Annotated in this window: 14 protein-coding genes and 1 tRNA gene; 11 read left to right on the forward strand and 4 right to left on the reverse strand. The window is 43.3% G+C overall.

Features of this window, described 5'->3' with window-relative positions; genetic code table 11:
- Nucleotides 1-45 precede the first annotated feature (45 nt).
- The 3 genes from BMZ95_RS09710 to BMZ95_RS09720 form a co-directional block, all read right to left on the reverse strand.
- Nucleotides 46-246 carry a hypothetical protein gene (locus tag BMZ95_RS09710; RefSeq protein ID WP_014073217.1) on the reverse strand — a complete coding sequence of 67 codons (201 nt, stop codon included), beginning with the start codon at nucleotides 244-246 and terminating at the stop codon, nucleotides 46-48.
- A 231-nt stretch (nucleotides 247-477) separates the two neighbouring features.
- Nucleotides 478-1071 (reverse strand): ATP-dependent Clp endopeptidase proteolytic subunit ClpP, encoded by a 594-nt coding sequence (clpP, locus tag BMZ95_RS09715; protein WP_003692580.1) that lies wholly within the window; start codon nucleotides 1069-1071, stop codon nucleotides 478-480.
- A 261-nt stretch (nucleotides 1072-1332) separates the two neighbouring features.
- Nucleotides 1333-1404: transfer RNA gene (locus tag BMZ95_RS09720), tRNA-Arg, on the reverse strand.
- A gap of 65 nt (nucleotides 1405-1469) precedes the next feature.
- On the opposite strand from BMZ95_RS09720, the gene rpoN reads away from it, so the two are divergent.
- From rpoN to BMZ95_RS09775, 11 genes are all read left to right on the forward strand, one after another.
- Entirely contained in the window at nucleotides 1470-2783 is a 1314-nt protein-coding gene (gene rpoN / locus BMZ95_RS09725) for an RNA polymerase factor sigma-54 (RefSeq protein ID WP_046921983.1), read from the forward strand.
- A gap of 343 nt (nucleotides 2784-3126) precedes the next feature.
- The gene (locus BMZ95_RS09730; protein ID WP_046921984.1) at nucleotides 3127-4158 is read left to right on the forward strand and encodes a sugar-binding transcriptional regulator; all 1032 of its coding nucleotides are present in this window, start codon (nucleotides 3127-3129) and stop codon (nucleotides 4156-4158) included.
- Between the two features lie 67 nt (nucleotides 4159-4225).
- On the forward strand, nucleotides 4226-5239 hold the full coding sequence (gene gap / locus BMZ95_RS09735; RefSeq protein ID WP_014073169.1) for a type I glyceraldehyde-3-phosphate dehydrogenase: 1014 nt from the start codon (nucleotides 4226-4228) through the stop codon (nucleotides 5237-5239).
- Nucleotides 5240-5364: 125 nt separating this feature from the next.
- A complete protein-coding gene (locus BMZ95_RS09740; RefSeq protein WP_046921985.1) occupies nucleotides 5365-6570 on the forward strand; it encodes a phosphoglycerate kinase in 1206 nt (401 codons plus the stop codon).
- Nucleotides 6571-6627: 57 nt separating this feature from the next.
- Entirely contained in the window at nucleotides 6628-7383 is a 756-nt protein-coding gene (tpiA, locus tag BMZ95_RS09745; protein ID WP_014073171.1) for a triose-phosphate isomerase, read from the forward strand.
- Between the two features lie 110 nt (nucleotides 7384-7493).
- Nucleotides 7494-8819 carry a phosphopyruvate hydratase gene (eno, locus tag BMZ95_RS09750; protein ID WP_003692594.1) on the forward strand — a complete coding sequence of 442 codons (1326 nt, stop codon included), beginning with the start codon at nucleotides 7494-7496 and terminating at the stop codon, nucleotides 8817-8819.
- Between the two features lie 123 nt (nucleotides 8820-8942).
- Nucleotides 8943-10490, forward strand: a complete 1548-nt coding sequence (locus BMZ95_RS09755; RefSeq protein WP_014073172.1) for a ClC family H(+)/Cl(-) exchange transporter — start codon at nucleotides 8943-8945, stop codon at nucleotides 10488-10490.
- A 73-nt stretch (nucleotides 10491-10563) separates the two neighbouring features.
- Nucleotides 10564-10800: a preprotein translocase subunit SecG gene (secG, locus tag BMZ95_RS09760; RefSeq protein ID WP_003692598.1), complete on the forward strand. Its 237-nt coding sequence runs from the start codon at nucleotides 10564-10566 to the stop codon at nucleotides 10798-10800.
- A 96-nt stretch (nucleotides 10801-10896) separates the two neighbouring features.
- Nucleotides 10897-13272 carry a ribonuclease R gene (rnr, locus tag BMZ95_RS09765; protein ID WP_056990473.1) on the forward strand — a complete coding sequence of 792 codons (2376 nt, stop codon included), beginning with the start codon at nucleotides 10897-10899 and terminating at the stop codon, nucleotides 13270-13272.
- Nucleotides 13273-13287: 15 nt separating this feature from the next.
- Nucleotides 13288-13758 (forward strand): SsrA-binding protein SmpB, encoded by a 471-nt coding sequence (gene smpB / locus BMZ95_RS09770; protein ID WP_003692601.1) that lies wholly within the window; start codon nucleotides 13288-13290, stop codon nucleotides 13756-13758.
- A gap of 229 nt (nucleotides 13759-13987) precedes the next feature.
- Complete coding sequence (locus BMZ95_RS09775; protein ID WP_046921987.1) at nucleotides 13988-15046, forward strand: 3D domain-containing protein; 1059 nt, start codon at nucleotides 13988-13990, stop codon at nucleotides 15044-15046.
- 312 nt (nucleotides 15047-15358) lie between these two features.
- On the opposite strand, the gene BMZ95_RS09785 is transcribed toward BMZ95_RS09775, so the two are convergent.
- Nucleotides 15359-15554 (reverse strand): transposase domain-containing protein (locus BMZ95_RS09785; protein ID WP_191981832.1); only part of this gene is annotated, 196 nt, incomplete at its 5' end.

Here is a 15554-nt window from a genome sequence, read left to right on the forward strand (position 1 = left end):
CCTTTGCGAAGATCGGTCTTACCGCAAATGAGATAGATTTTCATATTATTTATATTTGGAAACATTTTGATCACGATACCAAAGATAGTTGTTCAAATTTTTGAGAATCTCTCTCGAAGCTCCGTTGTAGATTCGGATTTCAACATCTTCCGTAATAATTTTCGCAGCCATTTCCCTGACCGGTCGATATGTTTCTTTAGGGCTTAGGTCAACAAGGTTGACTTCCACGACGTCATCCAATTTCATATTTAAACCTCCGATATACTTGATGTTTAAAGCATACCAAGACATCGGAGGTTTATGAAGAACGCTTATTTAACGACCGCTTACCGTCGTTTCTCATGACAATGATTTTCAAAAATTTGCAGATCAAAATCTTTTGCTTCAAGATGCCGTTTTGACAACTTTTTGAGATGTTGACAATAGTGCAAAAAAGCCGTGCTCCAGTAAAGGAACACGGCTTTTAACATTCTATGACTATTTGAGTTTCTTCTTGTTTTTCATAATGCCGTCAATCAAGCCGTAATCAACTGCTTGTTGTGCCGTCATAAAGTTATCGCGTTCAGTGTCTTTGTTGATCGTTTCAATGTCTTGACCTGAGTGATCTGCCAAGATTTGGTTGATCAGTTTGCGCGTCTTCAAGATGTGTTCGGCTGCAATCTGGATTTCCGTCGACTGCCCCTGTGCTCCGCCAAGCGGTTGGTGAATCATGATTTCAGAGTTCGGAAGCGCAAAGCGTTTGCCCTTTGCACCGGCCGTTGACAAGACGGAAGCCATTGAGGCAGCCATGCCCATGACGATCGTTTGGACGTCGGCATTGACGAAATTCATCGTGTCATAAATTGCAAGGCCGGCAGAAACTGAACCGCCTGGCGAGTTGATGTACATATAGATGTCTTTTTCTGAATCCTGAGCATCCAGGAAGAGAAGCTGTGCGATAACCGCATTTGCCATATCATCAGTGACTTCGCCTGAAACCATGATGATGCGATCTTTCAAAAGACGAGAATAAATGTCGTAAGCACGTTCGCCTTGGGCTGATTGCTCGATGACTGTAGGAACTAAGTTCATATTGAAAGCCTCCTGATTGTTAAACTAACTATGTAATAGTCTATCACTCAACTGTTTGTATTGCTAGTTTAACTCATAGGTCAAAAATGGTCAAATAATATGCACCTAAAAAGCCGAAAAGTTTTCAATCGGTTGCAGACTGTGCTGACACTTTAGGCGTGAAACGAACAAAAAGGTGCTCAGAAAAACGTTTCTGGCGCACCTTGCATTAAAAAAGATTTGACAATTCATTGTGAAAGCGTTCTAATAATATAATAGTTATGCACCACCTGGGAGTCGAACCCAGATTACAAGAACCGGAATCTTGCGTGCGATCCATTACACTAGCGGTGCGTACTTATATTATTTTAGTCTAATATCATGTGAATTACAAGAATATTTTGAAAGAAGGTGAGTTTTTGGCTTTGAAACAAGGATTTGGTCAGCAGCAAAAACAGATTCAAAAATTGGCAATGACACAGCAGATGCAGCAGTCGATTCGAATTTTAAAGTACGGTTCCGAAGATCTGCATAATTTTCTTTCAAACGTCGCACTTGAAAATCCGTTCATGATTGTCAATACCTCGCATTCATACGTGACGGGCGGGCTTGATCATCAAAACGAACATGACATTGCAGAATTTGCAGTGGAGAAAAAAGCACAGTCGTTGTACGATTACCTGATGGATCAGGTCAAGCTGACAATGAGAAAAACGCCGATCAGAGACATGGTTGTTTATTTCATTTCACAGCTTGATCAAAACGGCTATTTAAAAGCTGATCTGGAAAAACTTTCAAAAGAAAAAGGCATCGACAAAGTCCTGATGCTTGATGCGCTGACGCTTTTGCAACAGCTTGATCCTCCTGGAACGGGGGCCAGAAATCTGCAGGAATGTCTGATTTTGCAAGTTCAATATGACAGTTCGGCACCGTTAAATGCAGAGAAAATACTTAAAGAAGATTTTGAAGATTTTACGAATCGCAAGTGGTCAAAAATAGCTAAAAAGCACTGCATTTCAATTGGGGACGTGCAAAAAATTCTTGATTACGTTCAAACTTTGTCGCCTGCACCGGGTGCGATTTATGATCAAAGCGAAGTTGGCTATATCGAGCCCGACCTGGTTGTCGAAAAAAAGCCTGACGGAAGCCTTGAAGTCAAATTGACCAAGGAAAGCAATCCGGAGATTCGCTTTAAAAAAGAGTACTATGAAAGCTTGAAAAACAGTTCTGACAAGCATGTTTTGGATTACCTGAAAGAAAAGCGGCACGAATTTGAAAAGATTCAGGAAGACGTCTTGATGCGCGGAAACACGCTGCTTCGATTGGGACGCTTAATCGTTGAACGTCAGCATGACTTTTTTACCGAAAGCGATCGGCCTCTAAAGCCTTTTTTGCTGCGTGACGCGGCTCAAAAGCTGCAGCTTCACGAATCGACAATCAGCCGAGCCGTCAGCGGAAAGTATCTATTGTATGAAGGAAAAGTCATGGAACTGAAGGCATTTTTCTCCCACGCTGTTTCCTATGCGGGAGAAAATGGCGAAAACGTAAGTGCGGATGAGATTCAGCAAAAGATTCGCTTGATTGTTGAAAAAGAAGACAAGAAAAATCCTTTGTCCGATCAAAAAATCGTGGATAAGATGAAAGAAGAGGGGCTGAAAGTGTCCCGCCGGACGCTTGCAAAATACAGAGAGCGGCTCGGCATTCCTGCATCAAGTTTTCGTAAGCGACATTGAGTTTTTTTTTAATATTTCGATTGTTCCAAATATGGGCCTGATTTCAAATGTTATCATGCAAGAAGTTCGAAGATATCCGTTTTAAACGGATGAGATAATTGTAAATGTTCGTAAAAAGTGGCGGAATGCTTGTTTGGATAAGTGTTTTTCCGCTTTTTTATTTGATTTGAGTATGTTTGAGGCTTGCAAATCATAAGGGTAACTGATATAATTCAAGGTGTGATTGAGGTATGAGAACAATTCAGGGTGATACAATTGTTGTTGTACTTTTTTTCTTTAGCTTACTGGGTCACTAATTGACACCATTGGACGTTATACGTCCCGCAGGAAAGAGAGACTTAAAATGCACCAAGAGATAGAATGGATCGAAGCAATCGTTCCAGATATGATTGAGGTCATGAGCAGGCGTTACACGATATTGAAGAATGTTGCGTGGCAAGAGCCGGTTGGACGCAGATCATTGGCACAGACCTTGGGCATGAGTGAAAGAGTCTTGCGGACGGAAACGGATCTTCTGCGCAAGTACGAATTGATTTCTTCGACAAAATCGGGAATGATTCTCACGGACAAGGGTCATAAGACAATTTTGGGATTGTCGGCTTTTATGGATTCGCTTTTAGGAATTCAGCAATTGGAAAAAGAACTCAGCAAGAAACTTGGCATTGCGCATTGCCTGGTCGTTCCCGGCAACTGCGATGACAACGGAAAGGTTGTCGATGCCATGGGGAAGATAGTCACGGATACTTTGAAGACTTTGCTTCCGCTCGGGAAGAACATTATCGCCGTGATGGGCGGGACGACGATGGCATGCGTTGCAACGTGCCTGACGTCCGAAGTCGCAGAAGGGCGTGAATTGTTGTTTGTCCCTGCCAGAGGCGGTGTCGGCGAAAGAGTCGATATTCAAGCAAATAACGTTTGTGCTCAGATGGCGCTTTGCACTGGTGGCAGTCACCGGTCGCTTTATGTGCCAGAGCAGGTAAGCGAGACAACTTTCAAGACTCTCTTGAAAGAGCCGGCTGTTCAGGATGTCGTTGAACTGATCGAGCATAGCAATGCAGTTTTGCACAGCATCGGTGAGGCTTTGCATATGGCCAACCGGCGCTCGATGGGCGATAAACAGATTGAGTTGCTGAAGAGTCGCAAGGCTGTCGGAGAAGCTTTTGGATACTTCTTCGATGAAGACGGCAAAGTGGTTTATAAAATACCGCGTGTTGGGCTTCAACTTAAGGATCTCGCTTCGATGAACTGCATAATTGCCGTTGCCGGCGGTGTTTCGAAAGCCAAGGCGATTGCGGCATATATGCACCATGCACCGAGTCAGACGTATCTGGTAACTGACGAAGGTGCCGCAAAGACGATTTTAAAAGGGCAGTGAATTTCACTACAGGGATTTGTTGCTTTTTAAAATAAATTTTTATTTCCTAAAGGAGGAAATTTTAGTTATGACTACTAAAGTAGGTATTAATGGTTTTGGCCGTATCGGTCGTTTGGCATTCCGTCGTATTGCTGAAACATCTAAGGACTTGGAAGTTGTTGCTATCAACGACTTGACATCTCCAGCAATGTTGGCACACTTGTTGAAGTACGATACAGCTCATGGTAACTTTGCTGGCGAAGTTTCCGCTACAGAACATGCACTTGTTGTTAACGGCAAGGAAATCCCTGTATACGCAGAAGCAGACGCAAACAACATTCCTTGGGTTAAGAACGATGGCGTAGACTTGGTTCTTGAATCAACAGGTTTCTACACATCCCCAGAAAAGGCACAAGCACACATCAATGCTGGTGCTAAGAAGGTTCTTGTTTCAGCTCCAGCTGGTGACATGAAGACAATCGTTTACGGTGTTAACGATGATACATTGGCTCCAGAAGACAAGATCGTTTCTGCTGCTTCATGTACAACAAACTGCTTGGCACCTCTTGCAAAGGCTGTTAACGATGCATTCGGCATCAAGGCTGGTACAATGACAACAATCCATGCTTACACAGCTACACAAAAGCTTCAAGATGGTCCAGATCGCAAGGGTAACGTACGCAACGCTCGTGCTGCTGCTCAAAACACGATTCCTCACTCAACAGGTGCTGCAAAGGCTATCGGCAAGGTTGTTCCTGAATTGAACGGCAAACTTGACGGCCATGCACAACGTGTTCCTGTTATCACAGGTTCATTGACAGAATTGGTTGCTACGCTTGGCAAAGAAGTAACAGCTGACGAAGTTAACGCAGCCGTAAAGAAGGTTACGGAAAACAACGCTTCCTTCGGTTACAATGCTGACGGCATCGTATCTTCAGACATCATCGGCACAACATTTGGTTCTGTATTTGACCCAACACAAACACAAGTTGTTGGCAAAGGCGACGGCCAAGTTGTTAAGGTTGTTGCATGGTACGATAACGAATCTGGCTTTACAGCTCAAATGATCCGTACATTGGAAAAATTTGCAAGCATGCTTTAATAAGCTAGCTTAGGCTAAAATCATTAACTTGCTTTTGCAGGTTGTTTGAGGCGGGGGGAGGCAACTCCTCTCGCCTTTTATTATATATAGGTTTATCTATTAAAATTTTTTGGAGGTTTTCTTTCATGGCTAAACTTACAGTTGAAGACTTAAAAGACCTTGAAGGCAAAAAAGTCTTAATCCGTGTTGACTTTAATGTTCCTATCAAAGACGGCGTTATCGGTGACGACAACCGTATGGTTGCTGCTTTGCCAACGATCAAGTATATTACGGAAAAGGGCGGAAAGGCTGTCCTGTTCTCACACCTTGGTCGCGTGAAGACTGAAGAAGACAAGGCTAACTTGTCCTTGAAGCCGGTTGCAGAACATTTGGCAGATCTTTTGAACAAGCCTGTAACGTTCGTGCCTGTTACGCGCGGTGCACAATTGGAAGACGCAATTGCCAACATGAACAACGGTGACGTTATCCTTGTTGAAAATACGCGTTTTGAAGATCTTGACGGCAAGAAGGAATCCGGCAACGATCCTGAATTGGGTCAATACTGGGCATCTCTTGGCGACGTGTTCGTGAACGATGCTTTCGGTACGGCACACCGTTCACATGCTTCCAACGTTGGTATTTCCGAAGCAATGAAGGCCAATGGCAAAGATGCCGTTGCAGGATATCTTTTGGAAAAGGAAATCAAGTTCTTAGGCGATGCAGTTGACAACCCTGTACGTCCATTCGTTGCTATCTTGGGCGGTTCAAAGGTATCTTCAAAGATTGGTGTTATCAATCACCTTCTTGAAAAGGCTGACAAAGTCATCGTCGGTGGTGGCATGACATATACGTTCTACAAGGCAAAGGGCATTGCTGTCGGCAGTTCTTTGGTTGAAGACGATAAGGTCGAATTGGCTAAGGAACTTATTGAAAAAGCAGGCGACAAGCTTGTTTTGCCAGTAGATAACGTTGTTGCGGACAAATTTGCAAACGATGCTGAATACAAGACGGTTGAAGGCGCCATCCCTGATGGCTACATGGCACTTGATGTCGGCGAAAAGTCCGTTGAATTGTTCAAGGAAACGTTGAAGAATGCCAAGACCGTTGTTTGGAACGGACCTATGGGCGTCTTCGAAATGCCTAACTTTGCAAAGGGTACGCTTGCATTGGGCGAATTCTTAGCTACGCTTTCAGATGCGACGACAATCGTTGGCGGCGGCGACTCAGTTGCTGCTGCAAAGCAACTCGGCATCGCTGACAAGCTTTCACACGTTTCTACTGGTGGCGGTTCTTCTCTTGAATACCTTGAAGGTAAGACATTGCCTGCCATTGCAGTACTTTCTGAAAAATAATTTTGAATCTTTTGCCGAATGCGCTTCGGCAATAATTTCCTGAAAGGATGATTATAAGTGCGTACACCAATTCTTGCAGGTAACTGGAAAATGAACATGAATCCTGAAGAAACAGCTGAATTCGTAAAGGCTGTCAAGGATCAGTTGCCAGCATCTTCTGAAGTTGAATCCGTTATTGCTGCTCCTGCAGTTGACCTTCCCGCATTGCTTGAAAATGCCAAAGGATCTGAATTAAAAGTAGCCGCTGAAAACTGCTATTTTGAAGACAAGGGTGCCTTCACTGGCGAAACTTCTCCTAAAGTTTTGAAGGAAATGGGCGTTGATTACGTAATCATCGGCCACTCCGAACGTCGTGATTATTTCCACGAAACAGATGAAGACATCAACAAGAAGGCAAAGGCAATCTTTGCCAACGGCATGACGCCTATCATCTGCTGTGGCGAAACGTTGGAAACACGTGAAGCCGGCAAAGCAGAAGAATGGGTAGAAGGCCAAATCAAGGCTGCCTTGGAAGGATTGACGGCTGACCAAGTTGCCAGCTTGGTTATTGCTTATGAACCAATTTGGGCAATCGGTACAGGCAAGACGGCTACGGCTGATCAAGCTGAAGAAATTTGCGCAGTAATTCGCAAGACGGTTGCAGATCTTTATGATCAAACGGTTGCGGACAAGGTTCGCATTCAATACGGCGGTTCCGTAAAGCCTGCTAACGTTAAGGAATTGATGGCTAAAGAAGACATCGATGGTGGTCTTGTCGGTGGTGCTTCGCTCGTTCCTGAATCATATTTGCAATTGGTTCATTTCAAGGACTAATAATTTGACGTCACAGCGTAAAATTGTTTGCAACTGTGGCTAAAAACATATAAAATAACACTGAAGACAGTTTGTCTCAAGTCAATTAACTTAAAGGAGAGTAATAACTCATGTCTGCAATTACAGAAATTTATGCTCGCGAAGTTTTAGACTCACGTGGCAACCCAACAGTTGAAGCTGAAGTTTATACGGAAGCTGGTGCATTTGGTCGTGGAATCGTTCCTTCTGGTGCTTCCACAGGCGAACACGAAGCTGTTGAATTGCGTGACGGCGACAAGTCTCGCTTCATGGGCAAGGGCGTTACAAAGGCCGTTGCTAACGTAAACAACGTTATCGCAAAGGAAATCGTTGGCTACGAAGTAACGGACCAAGTTGCTATCGATAAGGCTATGATCGCATTGGACGGCACGCCTAACAAGGGCAAGCTTGGTGCCAACGCTATCTTGGCTGTTTCTATCGCTTGCGCACGTGCTGCTGCTGACGAATTGCAAGTACCTTTGTACAACTACTTGGGCGGTTTCAATGCTCACGTATTGCCAACACCAATGATGAACGTTATCAACGGTGGTGCACACTCTGACAACAAGGTTGACTTCCAAGAATTCATGATCATGCCTGTTGGTGCTAAGTCAGTTAAGGAAGCTATCCGCATGGGTTCTGAAACGTTCCATAACTTGAAGAACTTGCTTGCTGCTGACGGCAAGGAAACTTCTGTTGGTGACGAAGGTGGTTTTGCACCTGACTTTGCTAACAACGAAGAACCTCTTCAATACTTGATCAAGGCTATCGAAGCTGCTGGCTACAAGCCAGGCAAGGATGTTTCCATCGCTATCGACGTTGCTTCTTCAGAACTTTGGGATGCAGAAAAGGGCAAGTATGTTCTTCGCTGGTCAACAAAGGAAGAATTCACAACGGAAGAATTCATCAAGTATCTTGAAGGCTTGGTTGCTAAGTACCCAATCATCTCAATCGAAGATCCTATCGACGAAAACAACTGGGATGACTGGAAGACGATTACGGCTGAACTTGGCAAGAAGGTTCAACTTGTTGGTGACGACTTCTTCGTTACGAACACACAATACCTTGCAAAGGGTATCCGCATGGGTTGCGCAAACTCAATCTTGATCAAGCTTAACCAAATCGGTACTTTGACAGAAACTGTTGAAGCTATCGAAATGGCTAAGGAAGCTGGCTACACGGCTATCGTTTCACACCGTTCAGGCGAAACAGAAGATACGACAATTGCTGATCTTGTTGTTGCTACAAACGCTGGCCAAATCAAGACAGGTTCTATGAGCCGTACAGATCGTATTGCTAAGTACAACCAATTGATGAGAATCGAAGATCAATTGACAGAAAACGTTGCTCAATACAAGGGTATCCAATCCTTCTACAACTTGAGCGAACAAGCACGTCAAGCAATCGAAGAAAAATAATTAGTTGATTGACTAATCAGGATTAATGATCCGCAAAACAAGGGACCTTATTTTAAGGTTCCTTGTTTTGTTTGTACATATTTTTGAAGCGATTTTGATTGCTTCAGCAGATGGGGGATTTTTATGGAAACTCTTCAATTGGATAAGACGCGGTTTCATTTTATTTGGCGCGGTGCAGTTGTCGGAGTCATTGCCGGTTTTGTCATCAGCTTATTCAGATTGTGCATTGAGAATATGCTGAAGATTGTTAAAATCGTATTTTCTGCCGGGTTTGAAAAACCGATTTGGATGCTGTTGCTCTTTTTGTTTTTTATCGTTGCTTGGCTGGTTAATGCGAAATTTATTAAGGATGAGCCAAACATCAGCGGTTCTGGCATTCCGCAAGTTGAAGGACAGCTTGAAGGAGAACTTGAACTGAGTTGGAAATCAATTTTTTTCCGAAAGTGGATCGGAGGGGTTCTTTCAATCGGATCTGGTCTTTTTCTTGGAAGAGAAGGCCCGTCAATTCAGCTTGGAGCGGCAGTTGGACAAGGTTTTGGCGAAAAAACCAAACTTAAGGGAACGGGATTGCGCGTAATGATTGCCGGTGGTGCGGCAGCGGGTTTATCATCTGCGTTCAATGCTCCGATTGCGGCGTCATTGTTTGTGACCGAAGAGATTTATCATAATTTTTCTCCATTGATCTGGACAACGGCGTTATCGGCCTCTGTGACTGCTAACCTTGTGTCGCTTTATTTCTTTGGAATGACGCCAGTGCTTCATATGGCGTATAGCCACACGCTTCCTTTGTGGCAGTATTTTCATTTGATTATTTTGGGAATTTTCTTGGGGTTGTTGGGTCTCGTTTATGATAAATTCACTCTGGGAGTTCCAAAGGTTTATAGTAAGATCTTCAAATTTCCGCGATGTTTTCATGGGATTATTCCGTTGATCATCCTTGTTCCGATTGGTCTGTTGTTTCCTTCGACTCTTGGGGGCGGCAATTCGCTTATTATATCACTGGGGAGTCATCCAACGGCGACAACGATTTTTTTGGGACTTTTCATTTTACGGTTACTGTTTTCGACCGTGTCATTCGGTTCGGGACTCCCGGGCGGTATCTTTTTGCCGATTCTGTCGCTCGGTGCAATTTTAGGCGGACTTTACGGCTCGTTTATGGCTGATATTGGACTGATGCCAAGAATGTACGTCGTCAACTTCATAATTTATGCCATGGCCGGTTATTTTGCCTGCATTTCAAAAGCACCCTTTACGGCTATTTTGCTGGTAACCGAAATGGTCGGGTCAATCAAGCACTTGATGCCGTTAGCAGTTGTCGCACTTGTTGCATATATGGTTGTCGATCTGCTGCGGGGTGAACCGATTTATGCGGCAATGCTTGATGATATTTTAAAAAAATCCAAAAATTCCAAGGTTCATGGCGATTTTAAAGATCGTTTGGAGATTCCTGTTTTTGTCGGTTCGTTTTTGCAGGATAAGCAAGTCAGAGACATCAATTGGCCAAAAGAATCGCTGTTGATTTCAATCAGAAGAGGCGAAAAAGAACTTTTGCCTCACGGGGATACAGTAATCAGAAGCGGGGACACGCTGGTCGTGCTTGTTTCCCATTCCGAGCGCTCGAGAATCAGAAGAGCGATTGATGCCAATGCCTTTGAGCAAAATAATAATTAACTGGAAAAATTATGAAATATATGCTAAATTAGAGTAGATGTAGTTTACCAAAGCGGGTAAGGAGGGTACCCTGTTGTACAATACGCTCTTAACACTGTTAATGATTGATTCTGTTTTGATCATTATTTCTGTCATGATGCAGCCTGCTAAGACAGATAATGCATCGACAGCATTATCCGGTGGTGCCGCTGACCTTTTCAGCAAGCAAAAGCCGCGCGGATTTGAAGCATTCATGCAAAAAGTTACCACTGTTTTAGGAATCGTATTCTTCGCTTTAGCATTAGCGTTGGTTTACATTTCTTCACACTAACTAAGAGTTGGCTCCCTGCGTAATATTAGGTTATCGGGGAGTTTTTTTAATCTAAAAATGAAAATTTAAAGAAAAAGAACGAAAACGAGGAAGTCAATGGAAAAAGAGAAGATTATCGAAAAATTATTGGCACGTTTTAAAGAGTGTCCAAGCCAGGAATTTACGGTACGTGAATTAGCTGAAGGACTTAAAATGAATGATGGCGTATCATTCAAATTTGTCGTTCAAGCAATTGCGCAAATGGAACATGACAAGCAGATTACTTTGAATCAAAACGGGGCATTTACATTGGCCCAGGATAATTCATTGCCAAAATTCACGGGTATTTTTCATGCCAATGATCGCGGCTTTGGATTTGTCACGGTTGATCCGGAACAACCAGACTTTTTCATCAATCCGACTCAAACCTTATCTGCTCTTAATGGTGATGAAGTTGAAGTTGAGATGCTGACTCCTGGCGATGAAGCTTCAGGCAAGCGACCAGACGGAAAAGTCGTTTCGATTGTCGAACATAATTTGACGCAGGTCGTCGGCTCGTTTTTTGTCGATTCTGATGCAACTTATCCGACAGGAATCCTTGGTGAGATTCATCTTAAGGACAAAAAATTGGCCGCATATCGTTTCCTGTTGGAAGACAACGGGCTGCACCCCGTTGAAGGAGAAGTCGTGTTGGCTGATATTACGTCTTATCCTGATCCGCACGTTCCCGGCATTTTAAAGGGCGTGGCGGTTAAAGTTATCGGAAACGTTAACGATCCTGGCATTGATATTTTGCAAATCGTTTATCAACACAAGATTCCTTCCGAATTTCCTGAAGAGGTCATGGAGCAAGTTGCCAGAATTCCTGATCATGTTACGGAAGAAGAAATGAAAGGTCGTCGCGATATTCGCGATCAACAACTCGTTACGATTGATGCAATCGAATCAAAAGACTTGGATGATGCGGTAACCGCTTGGAAATTGCCGAACGGAAACTATCATTTAGGCGTTCATATCGCAGATGTTTCGCATTATGTCACGCCCGGAACCCCGCTTGACGATGAAGCTTTTTCGCGCGGAACCTCTGTATATTTGACGGATCGAGTAATCCCGATGCTTCCGGCAAAACTGTCAAACGGCATCTGTTCGCTTAATCCAAAGGTAGATCGCTTAGCGCTTTCATGCGACATGGAAATTACTCCTGAAGGCGAAATCATTGCGCATGAAATTTATCCGAGCGTTATCAAAACAACGGAACGAATGACCTACATTGCCATCAACAAGATTCTTGAATCACATGATGAAAAGACGATGGAAAGATATAAGAATCTTGTACCGATGTTTGAAACGATGGGCGAATTGCATAAAATTTTGCTCAAAATGCGCAAAAGGCGCGGTGCCATCGAATTTGAAGAAAATGAAGCAAAAATTATCGTTGACGAAAAAGGTCACGCAATCGATATCGAGCTTCGCGAACGCGGGACAAGCGAACGCATGGTTGAATCATTCATGCTTGCGGCAAATGAAACGGTTGCCGCACATTTCAACAAGGCGAACGTGCCGTTTCTTTACCGAATTCATGAAACGCCGAAAGAAGAAAAGATTAAACGATTCTTTGAGTTGTTATCTGCAATCGGCGTCGAAGTTACGGGATCAACGCACGATATCACTCCAAAGATGTTGCAGAACATTTTGAAAAAAGTTGCCGGACGCCCGGAAGAAGCCGTTGTCTCGGTTATGCTGCTTCGATCAATGCAACAAGCAAAATACTCTCCTGAACCGCTTGGACATTTCGGAATTGCAGCAACCGACTATACGCATTTTACGTCTCCAATCAGACGTTATCCTGACTTGATGGTGCATCGCATGGCTCATTATTATGCAGAACACGGGCTTTCGGAAGATTCCCAAGCAGTTTTTCGTGATGAGCTGCCGGAAGTCGCAACGCATTGTTCACAAATGGAACGTCGTGCAATTGATGCCGAACGTGATACGGATGCGATGAAGAAAGCCGAATACATGGCAGATCACGTAGGTGAAGAATTTGACGCAATGGTCAGTTCAGTAACTAAATTCGGTATGTTCGTCGAATTGGACAATACGGTCGAAGGATTGATTCATATCAGTGAAATCGGTGATGACTACTATGTTTTTGTTGAAAAACACATGGCATTGGTCGGACGCAACAAACACAAGACGTATCGCATCGGCCAGCCCGTGCGCGTCAAACTGCTTGACGTCAACGTTGAACAAAAAGAAATCAATTTCAAGCTCCTTGATTTGGATAAGGCACCGACGTCCGATCTGCTTGAAGGCGTTGATCTTCCTGAATTGCCGCCACGTCGTCAAGGAAATCGCGATAACCGCCGTCATGGCAAAGATGATCGCAAGCGTGGCGGAAAACGCTCTGGATTTGACAAGAAAAAAGATTACAAGAAAGGCAACAAGCCATATTATAAGAGTGGCCGAAACAATAACAAGCGTCGCAAATAGAAAGGTCTGGTTCGGATGGCTGGAAAAAATAGTGAAAAACAACGTCCGTTGGCTCAAAATAAAAAAGCAAGACATGATTACAATATTTTGGAAACCGTTGAAGCAGGAATCGTGCTGACGGGCACCGAAATCAAATCCGTTCGTGAAGGTCGCGTGACTCTAAAGGACGGGTTTGCTCAAATCAAAAATGACGAGGCTTGGCTTGAAAATGTTCATATTTCAGAGTATACCGCAGGCAATCGATTTAATCACGATCCTTTGCGCAGACGCAAACTGTTGCTTCATAAAAAGCAGATTGTTCAACTTGGACAAAAAACCAGCGCAAAGGGCGTGACGCTTGTTCCGCTCAAAGTCTATCTTAAAAATGGCTTTGCCAAAGTTTTGATCGGCGTAGCAACCGGTAAACATGAGTATGATAAGCGTGAAACAATCAAGCGACGTGATCAGGAACGTGAGATTCAACGAACGCTCAAAAATTTTAAATAATTTTTCGTACGCATAGAAATTAAACGCTATGCGTATTTTTTATATTGTCATTAGCAGCAAATTGAGTAATAAAAAGTGACATCTTAAGTTTTTTGTTACACTTGTGTAACATTACTGCATTTAGCAATCTCATTGTAATTAAAGTGTCATATCATTCATCAAAATACACGTTATACTTGATTAAAGTAAAGGGGCCGTTATATAGAAAAGTAAAGGGGCTGTTATATAGATGAAAATAAAAAAAGCAGTACTGCTGGTTTTGATTTCCATTTTGTTCAATCTTCGTGCAGCAGCGGTTGTCGGATTATGCGATTCGGTCGCTGACATTCATGCAAAACAAGAATCGGTCAAGAAACAGCTCGACCAAAATTCAAACGAATTGTCTGGAAAAATGGATGAAATCAACCAAGTTTATCAAAAACTTTCAGATTTGGAAGGAAAGAAGAAAGAAACTGAGCAACGGATTACACAAACGCAAACCAAGTTGCAACAGGCGCAGCAAGAAAAAAAGAATCGCGTCAGAGATGCCAAAGAACGTCTTTGCGAACTTCAAAAGCGCCAAGGAACCAATACGAGTCTTTCGATTCTTGAGAAATCGACAAGCTTGACTCAGTGGTTAAGAAGCATGATTGCTTTGCAACGTTTGCAAAGCGTATATAATGACAGCTTGGCCGCCGTTAAGCAAAGCATTGTCGATATTTCGCAAGCCAAGGAGCAATTGCAGGGATACAAATCAAACCTTGTTTCACAAGAACGCCAAGTCAATGATCAAAAAGCAGTGCTTGATTCGCAGATGTCAGATTTAAAGAAAAAAATTGCTGACGGACAAAGCGAAATGAAACAGCTGGCCGATCGTGAACAACAGGCGAAAGCGATGGAAGAAGCACAAAAGAAAGCGGCTGAAGAAGAAGCACAAAAGCAAAAACAGCAGCAGGTTCAGCAGACGTCAACGAAAACGGTTGACAATTCTAAGGCTGCAACATCGGCAGACAACGTTTCAGGTTCAAAGACGTTGACAATGTCAGCAACGGCCTATTCGACTGAAGCCAATGGAATGGGTACTTATTCCGCAACAGGAATCAACCTCAAACAACATCCAAGCTGCGTTGCAGTTGACCCAAGCGTCATTCCTCTCGGAAGCATTATCTGGGTTTCTGGTTACGGAGTTTCCGTTGCCGGAGATACGGGAACGGCAATCAAAGGCAACGTCATCGACTTGCACTTTGCGACGGTTGCTCAATCGATGGCATGGGGTCGTCGAACTGTAACGGTCAAAATTTTGAATTAATAATAAAAGAGGCTGGGAAAAACTTTGTCTCAATTGAAAAACCGGATGATTTGCAATCAAGTGCAAATCTAATCCGGTTTTTTTCGTATACAGGAGATCGCTTTCCTTAATGGAAATAACCCAAAATAGTTTTGCGGTAAATTTGACTGAGAGCTTGGCTGGATTGGCTGAGCAGTACTGCTGCTTGAAAAAAGTAGTTTTTATTCATTGGAAATTAGTAAGCGGTCGTTAAAACAGCGGTGTGTACACAAATAGCCCGAGATAGTATTATTATCTCAGGTTATTGCGTATGCATCGTTTTTATTTTCTTATTTATGAGGTAAGATCGATGTTCCATGGGAGAAGTTGGCGGAACCTTTCAGGATCAAATACCTCAATGTTGGTAATCTCCGTTAATACTTTTCTCAAGTATTTTTCAGGATCCAACTGATTAAGTTTGGCCGTATATATCAGCGACAGCGCAACGGCATTAGCCCTTGCGCCTTCAAAAGTTGACGAAAACAGCCAG

Origin of the sequence: Ligilactobacillus ruminis DSM 20403 = NBRC 102161 (assembly GCF_900113455.1) — a bacterium.
In the GTDB taxonomy this organism is placed as follows: domain Bacteria; phylum Bacillota; class Bacilli; order Lactobacillales; family Lactobacillaceae; genus Ligilactobacillus; species Ligilactobacillus ruminis.

Coding starts and splice junctions, on each gene's coding strand:
- rnr (WP_056990473.1), top strand. CDS start 10,897: ATGGAAAAAGAGAAGATTATCGAAAAATTATTGGCACGTTTTAAAGAG.
- BMZ95_RS09755 (WP_014073172.1), top strand. CDS start 8,943: ATGGAAACTCTTCAATTGGATAAGACGCGGTTTCATTTTATTTGGCGC.
- clpP (WP_003692580.1), bottom strand. CDS start 1,071: ATGAACTTAGTTCCTACAGTCATCGAGCAATCAGCCCAAGGCGAACGT.
- BMZ95_RS09730 (WP_046921984.1), top strand. CDS start 3,127: ATGCACCAAGAGATAGAATGGATCGAAGCAATCGTTCCAGATATGATT.
- gap (WP_014073169.1), top strand. CDS start 4,226: ATGACTACTAAAGTAGGTATTAATGGTTTTGGCCGTATCGGTCGTTTG.
- BMZ95_RS09710 (WP_014073217.1), bottom strand. CDS start 246: ATGAAATTGGATGACGTCGTGGAAGTCAACCTTGTTGACCTAAGCCCT.
- eno (WP_003692594.1), top strand. CDS start 7,494: ATGTCTGCAATTACAGAAATTTATGCTCGCGAAGTTTTAGACTCACGT.
- BMZ95_RS09775 (WP_046921987.1), top strand. CDS start 13,988: ATGAAAATAAAAAAAGCAGTACTGCTGGTTTTGATTTCCATTTTGTTC.
- smpB (WP_003692601.1), top strand. CDS start 13,288: ATGGCTGGAAAAAATAGTGAAAAACAACGTCCGTTGGCTCAAAATAAA.
- BMZ95_RS09740 (WP_046921985.1), top strand. CDS start 5,365: ATGGCTAAACTTACAGTTGAAGACTTAAAAGACCTTGAAGGCAAAAAA.